Annotated in this window: 12 protein-coding genes; 9 read left to right on the top strand and 3 right to left on the bottom strand. The window is 49.3% G+C overall.

Annotation, left to right across the window (positions count from 1 at the left end; genetic code table 11):
• Positions 1-169 precede the first annotated feature (169 nt).
• The 3 genes from AC5I6P_RS18410 to lepA form a co-directional block, all read right to left on the bottom strand.
• Entirely contained in the window at positions 170-1,582 is a 1,413-nt protein-coding gene (locus AC5I6P_RS18410; RefSeq protein WP_495695240.1) for a UDP-glucose dehydrogenase family protein, read from the bottom strand.
• Between the two features lie 157 nt (positions 1,583-1,739).
• The gene (locus tag AC5I6P_RS18405; RefSeq protein ID WP_495695239.1) at positions 1,740-2,702 is read right to left on the bottom strand and encodes a UDP-glucuronic acid decarboxylase family protein; all 963 of its coding nucleotides are present in this window, start codon (positions 2,700-2,702) and stop codon (positions 1,740-1,742) included.
• Positions 2,703-3,076: 374 nt separating this feature from the next.
• Complete coding sequence (gene lepA / locus AC5I6P_RS18400; RefSeq protein ID WP_495695238.1) at positions 3,077-4,894, bottom strand: translation elongation factor 4; 1,818 nt, start codon at positions 4,892-4,894, stop codon at positions 3,077-3,079.
• A gap of 405 nt (positions 4,895-5,299) precedes the next feature.
• Here lepA and AC5I6P_RS18395 point away from each other — a divergent pair, with 405 nt between their 5' ends.
• From AC5I6P_RS18395 to AC5I6P_RS18355, 9 genes are all read left to right on the top strand, one after another.
• Complete coding sequence (locus tag AC5I6P_RS18395) at positions 5,300-5,671, top strand: hypothetical protein (protein ID WP_495695237.1); 372 nt, start codon at positions 5,300-5,302, stop codon at positions 5,669-5,671.
• A gap of 82 nt (positions 5,672-5,753) precedes the next feature.
• Complete coding sequence (locus tag AC5I6P_RS18390; protein WP_495695236.1) at positions 5,754-7,562, top strand: GAF domain-containing sensor histidine kinase; 1,809 nt, start codon at positions 5,754-5,756, stop codon at positions 7,560-7,562.
• Between the two features lie 55 nt (positions 7,563-7,617).
• Complete coding sequence (locus AC5I6P_RS18385) at positions 7,618-8,274, top strand: DUF3386 domain-containing protein (RefSeq protein WP_495695235.1); 657 nt, start codon at positions 7,618-7,620, stop codon at positions 8,272-8,274.
• A 94-nt stretch (positions 8,275-8,368) separates the two neighbouring features.
• Positions 8,369-8,611, top strand: coding sequence for a NifU family protein (locus tag AC5I6P_RS18380; RefSeq protein WP_495695234.1), 243 nt, complete (start codon positions 8,369-8,371; stop codon positions 8,609-8,611).
• A 123-nt stretch (positions 8,612-8,734) separates the two neighbouring features.
• Positions 8,735-10,969: a glycoside hydrolase family 57 protein gene (locus tag AC5I6P_RS18375; RefSeq protein ID WP_495695233.1), complete on the top strand. Its 2,235-nt coding sequence runs from the start codon at positions 8,735-8,737 to the stop codon at positions 10,967-10,969.
• Between the two features lie 130 nt (positions 10,970-11,099).
• Positions 11,100-11,852, top strand: a complete 753-nt coding sequence (locus AC5I6P_RS18370) for a ZIP family metal transporter (RefSeq protein WP_495695232.1) — start codon at positions 11,100-11,102, stop codon at positions 11,850-11,852.
• A 285-nt stretch (positions 11,853-12,137) separates the two neighbouring features.
• A complete protein-coding gene (locus tag AC5I6P_RS18365; RefSeq protein ID WP_495695231.1) occupies positions 12,138-12,311 on the top strand; it encodes a hypothetical protein in 174 nt (57 codons plus the stop codon).
• A 184-nt stretch (positions 12,312-12,495) separates the two neighbouring features.
• Positions 12,496-15,120: an ATP-dependent chaperone ClpB gene (clpB, locus tag AC5I6P_RS18360; protein WP_495695230.1), complete on the top strand. Its 2,625-nt coding sequence runs from the start codon at positions 12,496-12,498 to the stop codon at positions 15,118-15,120.
• A gap of 152 nt (positions 15,121-15,272) precedes the next feature.
• A complete protein-coding gene (locus AC5I6P_RS18355) occupies positions 15,273-16,091 on the top strand; it encodes an alpha/beta hydrolase (protein ID WP_495695229.1) in 819 nt (272 codons plus the stop codon).
• The last annotated feature ends 172 nt before the right edge of the window (positions 16,092-16,263 follow it).

The raw sequence follows: 16,263 nt of genomic DNA, 5'->3' as shown, positions 1-16,263 counted from the left end.
ATGGAGACTGTTCTCAGCCAGGCTGCGTCCTAACTTCTGTGTCTACAGCTATAAAACCAGGAAGGATCAAATTTCTTTCCTGGTTTTATCGAACACTGTTTTTATTGAACAAAGACAACTTGAACAAAAACAACCGATTTCATGACAGATCTAAAGTCACGCCTTTGGTTTACCGACCAATGCCGACACATCGGAAGCCTGCTGCTTCTAACGCAGAGCAGTCGAGGAAGTTCCGTCCATCAATCAAAATAGGGCTGTGCATTAGCGTTGCCATCTTGCCGAAGTCAAGCGTTTGAAACTGTTGCCATTCGGTGACGAGGACAAGCGCATCACAGCCATCCGCTAGCCGTTCTGCATCAGTTTCAACAATGACATCGGATAAGCCGTGGCGCATTCCACTTTGAGAAATGATAGGGTCGTAGGCTTTCACTTTGGCTCCCAACCGCACTAAGTTTTCAATCATGCTGAGGGCGGGTGCATCGCGCAGGTCATCCGTATCCGGCTTGAAGGTTAGCCCCAACAGTCCTACCGTCTTGCCTTTTAAGATCTTGAGAACTTGCTGCAATTTCTCAATTACAATGAGACGCTGACGCTGATTGACACTAACTGCCGCCTTGAGAAGTTGAGACTCGTAGCCGTAATCGTCGGCGGTGTGAATCAAAGCAGAAACGTCTTTCGGGAAGCAAGAGCCACCCCAACCCAGTCCAGGCTGCAAGAATTTACTGCCAATTCGCGAATCCAAGCCAATCCCTTTCGCGACTTGCATTACGTCTGCACCAACGCGATCGCAGATGTTTGCTACTTCATTGATAAAGCTGATTTTCGTGGCTAAGAACGCATTCGCCGCGTACTTAATCATTTCTGCCGAGCTAATATCGGTTACAAGCACCGGAACAGCAGGGGCAGACGGATCTTCTGCAAACTGACGGCTCACAATGGGAGCATAGAGTTCTTGCATCAACGCGATCGCGCGATCGCTGCTGCTGCCCAGCACAATTCGATCCGGATTAAAGGTATCGTAAACGGCTGACCCTTCCCGCAAAAATTCAGGATTGCTGACGACATCAAAATCATATTCCCCGACAAGGGCAGTGGTTGTCATGCCCGTATCGCTGCCGCCAACACCCGCTAGAATGGGTTGAGCTTCAGACTTTTGGCGCTCAGCCACACCATCGAGAACAATCATTCTGACCCAATCACCCGACCCAATTGGTACGGTTGATTTGTTGACAATTACTTTGTAGCCGCCACTGAGATTCGAGCCGATCCCCCGAGCCACCGCTTCTACGTACCGAGTATCGCTCTCACCATTTGGCAGAGCGGGTGTCCCCACTGCGATAAAGAGTACCTGTCCGTGGGCAACCCCAGCGGCAAGATCGGTTGTAAATTCAAGCCGCTGGGCTTGAATGGCAGATTGCATAATGTCTGACAGCCCAGGTTCAAAAATTGGAGACTGCCCCGCCTGCATCAGTTTGACTTTAGCTTCATTATTATCAACGCAAATCACATGATGACCCGCATGAGCTAAAGAAGCACCAGTGACCAAGCCAACGTATCCCGTACCAATGACACAAACACGCATGAGAACTCCTTAAAAAATAGGTGAAACGATCGCGGGAGCAGCGAGTACTTTGAAAGATCGCTCTCTTTACCCGTGAATGATTTGAGCGTGAAGGAACTTTCTTCAACCAACCGTTAAGTTAAGGTTCCCCCTGATGACCAGCTCGCGAGCACTGCCGTTAGAGACGAGCTACCGACTCAGGTTGTGGTGAAGTCGGTGTGACGCGATCGCGGAAGTCAGCGATCGTTCGCTCTAACCCTTCCTGAAGCGGAATGGTCGGTTCCCAGCCCAACTGCGTTTTGGCGCGAGTGATATCAGGCTTGCGGCGGCGGGGATCGTCTTGAGGTAACGGTTCAAACTTCACCGATGTGCCTGGATTGATCATCTGTTGAATCGTTTGAGCCAGTTCTAGAATGGTGTACTCGCCCGGATTGCCCAAATTTATAGGACCAATGGAGTTGCCGTTCATCAGACGCATCAGTCCCTCGACCAAGTCTGAGACGTAGCAGAAACTGCGCGTTTGAGAGCCATCCCCGTAAACGGTGAGCGCCTCTCCTCGCAAGGCTTGCACAATTAGATTGCTCACGACTCGTCCATCGTTTTCGAGCATCCGAGGACCGTAAGTGTTGAAGATTCGCGCAACCCGAATGTCTACATCATTCTGGCGGTGATAGTCAAATGCCAACGTTTCGGCAACACGCTTTCCTTCGTCGTAGCAACTGCGGATACCAATCGGGTTGACATTGCCCCGATACTCTTCTGGTTGGGGATGTACTTCTGGATCGCCGTACACCTCAGAAGTAGACGCTAAGAGAAACCGAGCCTTGACCCGCTTTGCAAGCCCTAGCATGTTGAGCGTGCCCATCACATTCGTTTTGATGGTTTTAACCGGATTGTACTGGTAATGCACTGGCGAGGCAGGACAGGCCAAATGATAAACTTGATCGACTTCGAGCCGAATCGGTTCTGTGATGTCGTGGCGAATCAGTTCAAAGTTGTGATGCCCCATCCATTGCTGGAGGTTGCGTTTGTGCCCAGTGTAGAAGTTGTCGAGGCAAACAACGTCGTGCCCCTGCTGCATAAGGCGGTCAATGAGATGGGAGCCAATAAACCCCGCACCACCAGTAACAAGAATTCGCATAGGTCTAAAAAATCCGCAGTTAGAGTTGCAAACGGGCAAGGGAAAGGAACGTTGATTAGAAGGTTGCTTGATAATGCCTTGCTTGCCAAAAGTGTACCCAGGAGGCAATCATGGATCACGAAGCGCCCATACTAAAGCAAGTTCGGCCGTGAGAGAGAAGCGCGGCTAACAGACTTAACTTTGTTTCAAAAATTTAGCAAAATTACTGAAAGCCAACTTCTAACAATTAAAGTTTTCATGAAAACTTTAAAGCATCTGTGCAATATTACTTATTCTTATAGGTTTTGATAAATTCATCCATTTTTGATAAAAAGCCCCTCTTTAACGTTAAAGAGGGGCTTCAAAGGAAATCGATTCAGAAGGTGAGCCGAGCTTTACCCTTGTTCGTTTGAAAGGCGTAGTACTGCCATAAATGCCTCTTGTGGAACATCAACCGTTCCGATCGCTTTCATTCGCTTCTTGCCTTTTGCCTGCTTCTGCAACAGCTTCTTCTTTCGAGAAATATCACCACCGTAGCACTTGGCGAGAACGTCCTTGCGAATGGCAGAGATATGTTCGCTGGCAATTACCTTACTGCCGATCGCGGCTTGAATTGGAATCTTAAACTGGTGACGCGGAATCAGTTCTTTAAGCTTTTCGGTGAGGGCACGTCCAACTCCATAGGCTTTATCGCGGTGAACAATTGTTGCCAATGGATCAACCGGATCACCATTAATCAGGATATCGAGCCGGACTAACGCATTCTCGCGATCGCCAATCAGTTGATATTCCATGCTGGCATAGCCGCGCGACCGCGACTTCATCTGATCGAAGAAATCGGTCACGACTTCAGCTAGGGGCATCTCATAAATCAGCGTTGTCCGCCCGGGCGTCAGATACTTCATGTCTTTGAAGATGCCACGCCGAGTTTGACACAGTTCCATCAAGGTTCCGACGTAGGTTTCGGGCGTAATGATATCTAGCTTCACATAAGGTTCTTCAATTTTCTCGCGCTCTTGAGGAGGAGGCAGCTTGCTAGGATTGTCAATGTAAATGACATCACCTTTGATCGTCGTCACTCGGTAGACTACTGACGGAGCGGTAATGATCAAATCTAGGTTGTACTCACGCTCTAGGCGTTCTTGAACAATTTCCATGTGCAGCAACCCTAAGAAACCGCACCGAAAGCCAAATCCCATCGCGCTAGATGTTTCTGGCTCGTAGTTCAGCGAAGCATCATTGAGCTTGAGCTTTTCTAAAGCATCTCGCAGATCGGCAAACTGATCCGCATCGGTGGGAAACATGCCGCAGAACACCATTGGCTTTGCTTCGATATATCCCGGTAATGCCTCTGTTGCTGGCTTTTGAGACAACGTGATCGTGTCACCGACGCGGGCATCTTCTACCGCTTTAATCGAGGCTGCGAGATAGCCAACTTCCCCAGCGTGCAAATCAGTCACCTGGACTTGATTGGGAGACAGAACGCCCAGTTCATCAATTTCGTATTCTTTTTTCGATGCCATTAGGCGGATGCGATCGCCCTTCTTCAGCCGACCGTCCATCACTCGAAAGTAAACAATCACTCCACGATAGGCATCATAGTAGCTGTCAAAAATTAGGGCGCGAAGTGGCTGATCAACAGTATCTTTGGGCGGTGGGACAAGGTGGACGATCTCTTCTAAGATCTCTGGAACGCCGATCCCTTCTTTGGCGGATGCCAGGATGGCTTGACTGCAATCGAGTCCAACAATTTCTTCGATTTCTTGCTTGACGCGATCGGGCTCGGCTCCAGGCAAATCGATCTTATTGAGCACCGGAATGATTTCGAGATTATGCTCTAGCGCGAGGTAGACGTTTGCCAAGGTTTGCGCTTCTACCCCTTGAGACGCATCCACCACCAGCAACGCCCCTTCGCAGGCCGCCAGCGATCGCGAAACTTCGTAGGAAAAATCCACATGTCCTGGTGTGTCGATTAGATTGAGAACATACTCCTCGCCATCTTTCGCGGTGTAACTCATGCGTGCCGCTTGGAGTTTAATGGTGATGCCGCGCTCTCGCTCTAGCTCCATATTGTCGAGGAACTGTTCCTTCATATCCCGTGCGGTCACCGTCCCTGTTTCTTGCAGCAAGCGGTCTGCCAGGGTAGATTTGCCGTGGTCGATGTGAGCAATGATCGAAAAGTTACGGATTCGGTTGACGGGTACGTCAGTCATAAATCGAGGGTTGAGGTAGCGGCGATTAAGAACGGAATGACAACAGCCTAAGCCTAAATGGGTCAGTAATGCCAAGCACCAGAGAATGGCTAGAGTAACCGAGACAAGGAAGCCTACGTTTAAGATATTTTAATGCTTTCTTCAACAAAGTATAGGAGTCTAGAGCGCTATAAAAAACGCCGTGCTTCTTCTGTTCTATTTTGCTCTGATAATGTAGAAACCTGCCAATACAATAATTTATGAAAAGAAGGTTGATTTGTTGAGTACTCTGTAAAAATCAGGTACAGGCCCAATTCAGCGTGTATTCCTCTACCAAACGACCAAATGTACTCAAATAACCTAATGTGGGAGTCAGTGGATGTAGGTTAAGAATAACTAACCCCTTGTTTTAACTTGTACATCACGATGCTGAATCACTTGCCTGCGAGTCGAGTGATGTCTGTCAAAGGAACGGCTCTTCCGTGCTCCCAACCTGCTGTCTTCGCACCTCAGCGTGGGTCTATCCGCGTTTGGGCAATCTTTCACTACAACCCTAAGCTTGATTCCATGAACGACTCTACCTATCCATCTCCCACGTCACCCGAGAAGGTTGAAGTTTCACTCCGGCTTGATCCAGATATACTGGAGCAGCTTCAGCACCTGACTAACGATCCAAGCAAGGTTGTCGAGGTTGCCCTCCGGCAGTGGTTACGCAACGAGTCGCGGCGAGACGAAGAATTCTCCCGCACCTTACCTCGTAATCCACCCGTGCCGCCGCGAGGGGAGTGGAATGACTAACAGGTGATCAACTCGCCCAAGTGAGCAACAGCTTAACTGTATCGGCTTTCGGTCTGCGTCTGGCTATCCAATGGTCACCTCTGTGAACGCCTCAAACTCCGTCTCGAACAATTCTGCTGCATCTTCTCAAGCCGTTCTGCCGTCGGGTGAACCGATTAGTACGTTGTGCAACTCTGACGGAACCGCTGGTTTAGGAGGGGCAGAATTAATCATGATTCAAGACACGGCGGCAACCCTCGTGTCGTTTCGCTGGAGTGTCCATGAGGGGGCACTGAAAGAATTTCGTCCGCTTGCGATCGCTCAGTATCTCGATCACATTCAGCATGTCCTCGCTCATCAAACATCAGAGCAGTTTCGCTGGCTGTTTCAGTGGGGTGAGCAAACGTTGCTGTTCGATCTAGTCATGAGTCCAGTCAAATTTCCCGATGGCTCTGCCTCCTTGGTCGTGGTCACTGGAAAGCAAGTGCCATCTTTAGAAGCGTCGCTGGGTGAAACTCAGGGCGAATCCTGTTTAATCCAAGACGTGCCATTCAGTCAAAACGAGGGGATTTCCTCGAATCGGTATCACCGTCTGCTGACCCAGATTGCGTGGAATGTTCGTCGGACATTAGATTTACCAACGATTTGGCAGCAAACTGTGACTGGCTTGGGAAATGCCTTAGGTTTGAGTTGCTGCATTCTCTGTCCCTATGAGTCACCCAGTGACACGGTACGAGTGGTGGCTGAATATGGTCAGGACAATCTAGCCTCGCTGTTAGACACCGAATTTCTGCTCAAGGATGAGCCGGATCTGACTCAAGCGCTGACTCGTCTACAACCAATCCGAACCCTCACTCCAGCCCTAAACGCAGGTGCCAAGGCTAAATCTAACGAACCCCTTCAAACTCGTTTGGCGGTTGCAACGCACTATCTAGAGCAGCCGAATGGATTGATTGTTATGTATCAATGTGATCCTAGCCGCCAATGGACACCAGACGAAATCGAGTTTATGCAGGAGTTGGCAGATCAGGTAGGCACTGCGATCGCTCACGCCAGTCTATTTGCCGAAAGTCAGGCACTCGCTACTGAATTGCAGCGAGTCAACTCTGATTTGCGCCAAAAACACCGCGAGCTTGAAGAAGCCCGCCACCAAGCAGAAGCCGCTTCCCATCTCAAGAGCGAGTTTTTAGCGAATACATCCCACGAACTGCGGACGCCGCTCAACGGCATGATCGGCTTTCTCAAGCTGATTCTAGACGGGATGGCAGAAGATCCCGAAGAGCAGCGAGAATTTTTAGAAGAAGCCCACCGATCGGCGATGCACTTGCTTGAAGTGATCAACGATGTGTTAGACATCGCCAAGATCGAGGCGGGCAAAATGCAGATCGAGCTGAGTCCCGTCAATCTTGACGAGCTATTGGCTCAGCTGGAGAATATGACACGGACTCAGATCCGTCAGAAATTTCTCAGTTTTGAAATTCAGCAGCCCGCGACTCACGATGAAATTATTCTTTACGGAAACTACCAGCGGCTGCTGCAAGTTTTGCTCAATCTGGTTGGCAATGCCATCAAGTTCACTCACGAAGGCGGCATTACAATTAGCGCAGAAGTGATCAAAAAACGGGTTGTCGTTCAAACTCAAGAACTTCCTGGCTTGGTTAAAATTCGGGTGGCCGATACAGGGATCGGGGTTTCCCTCGACAAACAGGACAAATTATTTCAGTCGTTTAGTCAGGTCGATGGCTCGCTAACTCGCCAGTACGGCGGAACTGGACTTGGACTTGCGATCTCGCAAAAGCTAGTTGAAGCGATGGGCGGAGTGGTGAACTTCTACAGCATGGGCGAAGGCTTAGGTTCGACCGTAACCTTCACGATTCCGCTATACCAGGAACCCGTAATGGTTACAACCTGAACGGATCGTCCCTAAAGTCTTTAAACTAGGAAGAGACAGACCAAGGAGAGATTGCATGACCGAAAAAGACGCTCGTGAATTATTTCGTGCTGCCTACGAGAATCGCTATACCTGGGATCACAATTTTCCTGGCTACACGGCTGATGTCACTTATGAAAGTGGCGATCAAACCTACACTGCGAAGGCGCGCATCAATGCTGACTGCACGTTCGAGGTGAGCGGCATTGACGATGAAAACGCGAAGAAAGCGATCGCAGGTCAAGTTTGGGAAATTGCTGTTCATCGCGTTCGTCGCTCCTTTGAAGAGACGCACGGTAAAAATATTTTTACCCTGGGTGATACCGACGAAACGGGAGCCGTTGAGGTGTTTGTCAAAGGAAAATCGATGGGCGATCGCTACAAGGTTCACAACAACGAGGTGAGCTTAGTGCATCGTCACATCCGCGATATCGTCGTCACGATTCACACCTATAGTAGCCATGACACCGGAAGCGGATACCTATCCCACCGCTACGATTCAGTTTACAGCGATCCCGAAACAGGCGAACTGAAGGGCGGCAAGAGTGACTTTGAAGACAACTACGAAAAGGTGGGCGACTACTACGTCCTGACGAGCCGCGTGATTCGGACAGAGCAAGATGGCAAGGTCAGCACCGAAACATTTGGATTTTCAAATATTGCACTGCTCGAACCTGCCAAGGTTCCTGCTTAAACTTGAGGGCAAAGAACCCTTCTTCATCCAGCGCTGTTTCTACAAGCTAGGATCGAATTAACTTCAAATCCATGTCCACACTAAAAGGTGAATTATGTCTCAAACATATGCACTAACTTCTGAAAATGTCGAAACGGTTCTTGATGAGATGCGCCCTTATCTGATGGCAGATGGTGGCAACGTCGAGCTTGTCGAGCTTGACGGCCCGATCGTAAAGTTACGGCTTCAAGGTGCTTGCGGGTCCTGCCCAAGCTCCACAATGACACTCAGAATGGGGCTTGAGCGTCGCTTGCGGGAAATGATTCCTGAAATTGCTGAAGTTGAGCAGGTGATGTAGACGAGATAGGGTGTAGGGTATGGGGAGGATAAATGTAGAGGAACGGCACGCTTAGCCTAGAAAACGCCTTCTCTACCAGTGCTGAAGCGCTGACCCCATACTTCACCCTATATTCTTCCATCTATGGCTCATCCTCTCTATGTTGCGTTCATTTGGCATCAGCATCAGCCGCTTTACAAAAGCCGAAGCAACTCCTCTGAATTGGGCGCACAGTACCGCCTGCCCTGGGTTCGGTTGCACGGCACGAAAGATTATTTAGATTTGGTACTGCTGTTAGAGCGATATCCAAACTTGCATCAGACGGTTAATCTCGTGCCATCGCTGATTCTACAGATTGAGGATTACGTAGCGGGTATAGCACTCGATCCCTATTTAACGACAACGTTGACTCCAGTAGAACAATTGAGCCTGGAGCAAAAAGAATTTATTGCTGACCACTTCTTTGATGCCAATCATCACACGCTGATTGATCCTCATCCGCGCTACGCAGAGTTGTATGGACAGCATCAGGATCGCGGGCGGAGTTGGTGCTTAGAGCATTGGAGTCTGCAAGATTACAGTGATTTGTTAGCGTGGCATAACCTGGCGTGGATTGACCCGCTCTTTTGGGATGATCCAGAAATTGAAGCTTGGCTTCAGAAAGGAAAAGATTTTACGTTAAGCGATCGCCAGCGCATTATTGCTAAACACCGCGACATTCTCAGTCGAATTATTCCGCAGCACCGCAAGATGCAGGAAGCGGGGCAGCTTGAGGTGACGACAACCCCGTACACGCATCCGATCTTGCCGCTCTTAGCGGATACTGACGCTGGACGGGTCGCCGTTCCGCAAATGGCACTCCCGCAGCAACGATTTCAGTATCCTGACGATATGAGCCGCCACTTGGAAAAAGCGTGGGGAATGTACAAGGATCGCTTTGGCTGTCCGCCTCGTGGCTTGTGGCCCTCCGAGCAGTCCGTGAGTCCGGCAATCTTGCCGGATGTGGCGAAACAGGGATTTCAGTGGCTCTGTTCCGATGAAGCGGTTTTAGGATGGACGTTGAAGCATTTCTTTAACCGGGATGAGCGAGGCACAGTTTACGAGCCGCAGTTGCTTTACCGTCCTTATCGGTTAGAGACGACTGCGGGAGATTTAGCGATCGTATTTCGCGATCACCGTCTGTCGGATCTGATTGGCTTTACCTACAGTGCGATGGAGCCAAAGCGAGCCGCGACCGATTTGATCGGACAGCTCGAAGCGATCGCACGCTCTTTAAAGTCGGGTAGCGGAACATTGGATCAACCTTGGCTGGTGACGATCGCGCTCGATGGTGAAAACTGCTGGGAGTTCTATCCCCAAGATGGCAAGCCGTTCTTAGAAACGCTGTATCAAACTCTCAGCGACGATCCAGATATTAAACTGGTCACCGTTTCAGAGTTTGTTGAGCAATTTCCGCCTACCGAAACCCTGCCTGCTGACCAGCTTCACAGTGGCTCCTGGGTCGATGGCAGTTTTACGACGTGGATTGGTGACCCTGCCAAGAACCGTGCTTGGGATCTGCTAACAGCGGCGCGGCAAACATTAGCCAATCATCCTGAAGCGACCGAAGAAAACAATCCTGAAGCCTGGGAAGCACTCTATGCCGCAGAAGGGTCAGATTGGTTCTGGTGGTTTGGAGAAGGGCATTCGTCCAATCAAGACGCCATGTTCGATCAACTCTTCAGAGAACATCTTGCCGCCCTGTATCAAGCCTTAGAGGAACCGATTCCTGAGAATGTTCGTCGCCCCGTAGAAATCCATACGTCACGGGGAGATCATCCACCCCAAGGCTTTATTCATCCTGTGATCAATGGTCAGGGAGATGAGCAGGACTGGGATAAAGCTGGACGAATTGAAGTCGGTGGCGCACGCGGCACGATGCATCGCAGTAGCCCGATTCAACGACTATGGTACGGCGTTGATCACCTCAATTTCTACATGCGTTTGGACTTTCAAACGGGAGTGCAACCTGGCAAAGAGATTCCGCCCGAACTGAATGTGTTGTGGTTTTACGCCAACAAAACCATGCACAATAGCCCGATTCCATTGATCGATTTACCCAATGAAGCACCGCTGAATTATCAGTTTCATCATCATCTTGGTGTGAATTTGATGACGCAAACCGTTTGGTTACAAGAGGCGGGAGAGCATTTCACGTGGCATTCGCGGGCAACTCGCGCTCAAGTTGGAGTGGGTAACTGCGTTGAAATTAGTGTTCCGTGGGCAGATCTACAAATTCCCCCCGATTCTTCGCTGAGAATTGCACTGGTGCTATCAGAAGGGGGACGCTATCGAGAATATTTGCCAGAGAATGCGTTAGTTCCAATCTCAGTGCCTTAGGCTGGGCTACAAGCATCAGGAGTTTGCTGACAAACTGCCACAGGCTCCTCTTTGTAGGCAAACTCCTCTCTAGATTGATTCCAATGCTCACCGATAGCCCTATCATCAAGGCATTCGTAAAGATAGAACAATGTCATCGAGTGCCTTAGTTGCAGGTCTTTGGGGATTGCTTGGCGGATCGGCACTAGTGCTGGGGGCATTTGTCGGTTATTTCGTGCGGTTGCCCCAACGGCTAATTGCAGCAATCATGGCGTTTGGGTCAGGGGTGTTGATTTCTGCACTTGCGTTCGAGTTGATGGACGAAGCCTATAAGGAGGGCGGCTTTGACTCTACGGCAATTGGCTTTTTGTCAGGCGCAGTGGTCTATACGATCGCGAATTTGATCTTGGCAAAGCAGGGAGCAAAACACCGCAAACGGTCTACAAGTCGCCAATCCTCTGAAGCTGAAGATCCAGGAAGCGGTTTAGCGATCGCGCTTGGCGCTCTTCTCGATGGCATTCCTGAATCGATTGTAATCGGGGTCAGTTTGATTAGCGGCGGTGTGGTCAACTGGGTTACAGTGGCGGCGGTATTTCTCTCGAATATCCCAGAAGGATTATCGAGCGCTGCCGGGATGAAGAAAGCGGGGCGACCGATCCAATATGTATTTGGCATCTGGGGCGCGATCGCACTTCTCTCTGCATTAGCCGCATCGTTTGGATACCTTATATTTAGTCACGTCTCAGTAGAAGTGGTAGCGGCAACTAACGCGATCGCGGCGGGCGCAATTCTATCAATGATTGCAGACACGATGATTCCAGAAGCGTTTGAGTACACGCACAATTTTGCAGGGCTAATTACGGTGTGTGGCTTTCTGGCAGCATTTATTTTAAGTAAGCTCTAGCAATCTTTTGAACTTCGCTTTAAAAACCTCTTCTGAGCTAGCGAAGCACTCCCGACCTTGCGGCTTCTAATTACGAAGATGCCTAGTAAAGAGAAAAGCCCTTGGGCGTCTGTCCGTGTTTCGACTCCAAGGGCTCCTCTTATTCGCTCTTTAACTCCTCACACGTCTATATTCCTGCTGATCTTCTGATTTTGCTATTCCCCTTAGGACAGATTCTGGAGTGGCTCATTCTGCGATGTGAATGGTTCAAGCTAAATGCAAGTAAGTGCTTGCACACCAATCACAATGCTTAGTAACGATGGAAAGACTTGCCCCAAACGTGGACGAACTCGCGATTGCCTCTTGAGCGCTGCCATTCAAGTGTTTGCCCAAGCGGGTATTGCGGGAGCGGCAACCCGACAGACCGTAAACACGCAAGCCGCCGGATTGTCACTAGATTTGCAGGGCATTGATGATTAAGACTTGAGCGTTAGTCGGTTCTATGGTGGTTCATAAGATTTCGATGAAAGCAGCTTATCAAGCAGGTTTCGCTTATTTCGGCAATTCCCCTTTGAAGAGGTGTAAACACCGATCTTCCGAATCGCGCTACCTTCTCTACAATGGCGATATCAAGATTTAAACGTGATGAGCAGGGGGGAACGCGATGCAGCCAACCGATCCCAATAAATTTACCGAAAAAGCCTGGGAAGCGATCGTTCGCACCCCGGAAATTGTCAAACAAGTCCAGCAGCAGCAGATCGAAACAGAACACTTGCTAAAAGCGCTGCTTGAACAAGATGGATTAGCCGCCAGCATCTTTAATAAACTTGGCGTTAACGTGCAGCAGTTGCGCGATCGCGCTGACGAATATATCAATCGTCAGCCTAAAGTTTCTGGCAGTGGCTCGTCGGTGTATTTAGGACGCAGCACCGACACCTTGCTTGATCGCGCTGAAGACTATCGTAAGCAGTTTGGCGACGATTTTATTTCGATCGAACACTTGCTGCTGGGCTATGCCAAAGACGAACGATTTGGCAAAGGGCTTTTGGCAGAATTTAGAATTACTGAAGCAAAACTAAAAGACGCGATCGCGCAGGTTCGGGGTAATCAAAAAGTGACGGATCAAACGCCTGAAAACAAGTACGAATCATTGGAGAAATACGGACGAGACTTGACCGACTATGCGCGGCAAGGCAAACTCGATCCGGTGATTGGACGAGACGACGAAATTCGCCGCACGATTCAAATCCTGTCTCGACGGACAAAGAATAACCCGGTGCTGATTGGCGAGCCGGGCGTTGGAAAAACCGCGATCGCGGAAGGTTTGGCTCAACGGATCATCAATGGAGATGTGCCAGAGTCGTTGCGCGATCGCAAACTGATTGCGCTCGATATGGGTTCTCTGATCGCAGGGGCAAAATATCGCGGTGAATTTGAGGAGCGCTTAAAAGCCGTTCTGAAAGAAGTCACAGACTCGCGTGGGGCAATTATTCTGTTCATTGACGAGATTCATACCGTTGTGGGTGCAGGCGCAACTCAGGGCGCAATGGATGCCGGGAACCTGCTGAAGCCGATGTTGGCACGGGGAGAGTTGCGTTGCGTTGGTGCAACCACGCTGGATGAATATCGCAAATACATCGAAAAAGATGCAGCTCTCGAACGACGTTTCCAACAGGTTTTCGTCGATCAGCCTTCCGTGGAAGACACGATCTCGATCTTGCGGGGGTTAAAAGAGCGCTATGAAGTCCACCATGGCGTCAAGATTTCTGACAGTTCATTAGTTGCAGCGGCGACCTTATCCAATCGATACATCAGCGATCGTTTCCTGCCCGATAAAGCGATCGACCTGGTAGACGAAGCGGCGGCCAAACTAAAAATGGAGATCACATCAAAGCCAGAAGAACTAGATGAAGTCGATCGCAAAATCCTGCAAATGGAAATGGAGCGCTTGTCGCTACAAAATGAATACGACAACGCTTCACGCGATCGCTTAGAACGACTTGACCGGGAACTGGCCGATCTTAAAGAAGAGCAAAGCCGCTTCAACGCTCAATGGCAAGCCGAAAAAAGCATCATTGACCAGTTGCGGACGCTAAAAGAAGAGATCGATCGGGTCAACATCGAAGTTCAGCAAGCCGAGCGAGATTACGATCTCAACCGCGCTGCCGAACTGAAGTACGGTAAATTGACCGATTTAAACCGCCAGTTGCAAGAAGCTGAATCACAGCTTTTGCAGACGCAGAAAAGCGGAAAGACCTTGCTGCGAGAAGAAGTGACCGAATCAGATATTGCCGAAATCATCTCTAAGTGGACAGGCATTCCGGTCAGTAAGCTGGTCGAATCGGAGATGCAGAAACTGCTGCACCTAGAAGATGTGCTGCACAAGCGCGTGATTGGACAGGATGAAGCCGTGACAGCGGTTGCCGATGCCATTCAGAGATCGCGAGCAGGACTTGCTGATCCAAACCGTCCGACTGCCAGCTTCATCTTCCTAGGTCCTACGGGCGTGGGTAAAACTGAGCTTGCCAAAGCGCTGGCGTCTTACCTATTTGACACCGAAGAAGCGATGGTGCGAATTGACATGTCGGAGTACATGGAGAAGCACGCCGTGTCACGCCTGATCGGTGCGCCTCCGGGATATGTCGGATACGAAGAAGGCGGACAGTTAACCGAAGCCATTCGTCGCCGTCCGTATTCTGTGATCCTGTTTGATGAAATTGAGAAAGCGCATCCTGACGTATTCAACGTGATGCTGCAAATTCTTGATGATGGTCGCGTCACCGATTCTCAAGGTCGCACGGTGGACTTTAAAAACACAATCATCATCATGACTTCTAATATTGGATCGCAATACATCTTTGAGTATGGCGGCGATGATACCCGTTACCCAGAGATGCGATCGCGCGTGATGGAGGCACTGCGAGCTAGTTTCCGTCCCGAGTTCTTAAACCGGATTGATGACACGATTATCTTCCACAGCTTGCAGAAGTCGGAGCTACGCGAGATCGTCAAGATTCAAATCAAGCGATTGGAGCAACGATTGGCAGAGCGGAAGATGTCGCTCAAGTTGTCGGATTCGGCGCTCGATTTCTTAGCAGAATTGGGCTTTGATCCGGTCTATGGAGCGCGTCCCCTGAAGCGGGCGATTCAGCGGGAATTGGAAACTGCGATCGCGAAGCAGATCCTACGCGGCGAATATACAGATGGAGATACCATCTTTGTCGATGTAGGTGAGACAGAGCGGTTGGAGTTTAAGCGATTGCCGTCTGAAGTGCTGACAACGCAATAACACGCAGCTAAATTCTCTAAGTAGGGTGGGAAATTTTCCACCCATTTTTTTGTCTAAATACGAATTACTAACGTTGATGATAAAGTGCAGTTGCAAAGTTTCTGGCGAGATGTTGAATGACTAGAGTAATGGGCAAGCGATCGCGAAAGTTTTTGCTGCGATTTGCGATCTTTTATGGGTTGATATGCTTTGCTCTTTACTTTCAACAACAGCGTCTCATTTTCATTCCCTTCCATGATTTAGAACATACTCCAAAGCTTTATCAACTTAAATACGAAGACGTTTGGATCCCCATTTCAACATCGACTGGCAAGGTTGAACGGATGCATGGTTGGTGGATTCCTGCTCAGAAACCTGGTGCTCCTGTGATGTTGTACCTTCATCACAATGCAGCCAATATCGGTGCAAACGTTAGTCAAGCATTGCAATTTCACAAATTGGGTTACTCCATTTTCTTGTTTGACTACCGAGGTTTTGGTCAAAGTGAAGGAGAATTTCCAACTGAATCTCAAGTCTACGAGGATGCTCAAGCCGCTTGGAGTTATTTAACCCAAATGCGCAAAGTTCCTTCAACTCGAATCATTTTCTACGGTCATTCTGTAGGTGGGGCAGTAGCAATTGATCTCGCTGCCAAGCATCCAGAAGCCGCAGCATTAATTGTACAAAGCTCGTTTACAAGTATGCGTGACATGACCAAGCGGCTTGGTTTGTACTGGCTATTTCCAGTCGAATTGTTATTAAGACAAAAATTTGAGTCACAAGAAAAAATGAAATCTATAAAAATGCCCGTTCTCATTATTCAAGGTACTCAAGATTTACAAATTTCTATTGAGATGGGAAAGAGTTTATACGCTGCGGTAGCCTCTAATTCCAAACAACTGCTGATTATTCCAAACGGCGGACATGACAACCACATGGCTAAGGAGTACACGCAGGTTGTTCAGCAATTTGTTGAGCAAGCCGTAAAGTAGAGTGTGCAAACCGCGAGCAACCTTGATTCGCACAAACTCTGATCTGCTTCGTGCGATCACAGAGTTCATGCTGACAAAACCTGTTTTCATCCGGGCAAAACCTAATTTCATCTGAATAAAACTAGGTTCTGTTGACTTTTCACCGCAACCAGATCAAGGTGCAGGCAAAACA

It is taken from the genome of Myxacorys sp. (genome assembly GCF_059501405.1).
Note: the sequence above shows the minus strand (reverse complement) of the source record. Positions and strands in the feature narration are given on the sequence as shown.

Coding starts and splice junctions, on each gene's coding strand:
- AC5I6P_RS18410 (WP_495695240.1), bottom strand. CDS start 1,582: ATGCGTGTTTGTGTCATTGGTACGGGATACGTTGGCTTGGTCACTGGT.
- AC5I6P_RS18405 (WP_495695239.1), bottom strand. CDS start 2,702: ATGCGAATTCTTGTTACTGGTGGTGCGGGGTTTATTGGCTCCCATCTC.
- lepA (WP_495695238.1), bottom strand. CDS start 4,894: ATGACTGACGTACCCGTCAACCGAATCCGTAACTTTTCGATCATTGCT.
- AC5I6P_RS18395 (WP_495695237.1), top strand. CDS start 5,300: ATGCTGAATCACTTGCCTGCGAGTCGAGTGATGTCTGTCAAAGGAACG.
- AC5I6P_RS18385 (WP_495695235.1), top strand. CDS start 7,618: ATGACCGAAAAAGACGCTCGTGAATTATTTCGTGCTGCCTACGAGAAT.
- AC5I6P_RS18380 (WP_495695234.1), top strand. CDS start 8,369: ATGTCTCAAACATATGCACTAACTTCTGAAAATGTCGAAACGGTTCTT.
- AC5I6P_RS18375 (WP_495695233.1), top strand. CDS start 8,735: ATGGCTCATCCTCTCTATGTTGCGTTCATTTGGCATCAGCATCAGCCG.
- AC5I6P_RS18370 (WP_495695232.1), top strand. CDS start 11,100: ATGTCATCGAGTGCCTTAGTTGCAGGTCTTTGGGGATTGCTTGGCGGA.
- AC5I6P_RS18365 (WP_495695231.1), top strand. CDS start 12,138: ATGCTTAGTAACGATGGAAAGACTTGCCCCAAACGTGGACGAACTCGC.
- clpB (WP_495695230.1), top strand. CDS start 12,496: ATGCAGCCAACCGATCCCAATAAATTTACCGAAAAAGCCTGGGAAGCG.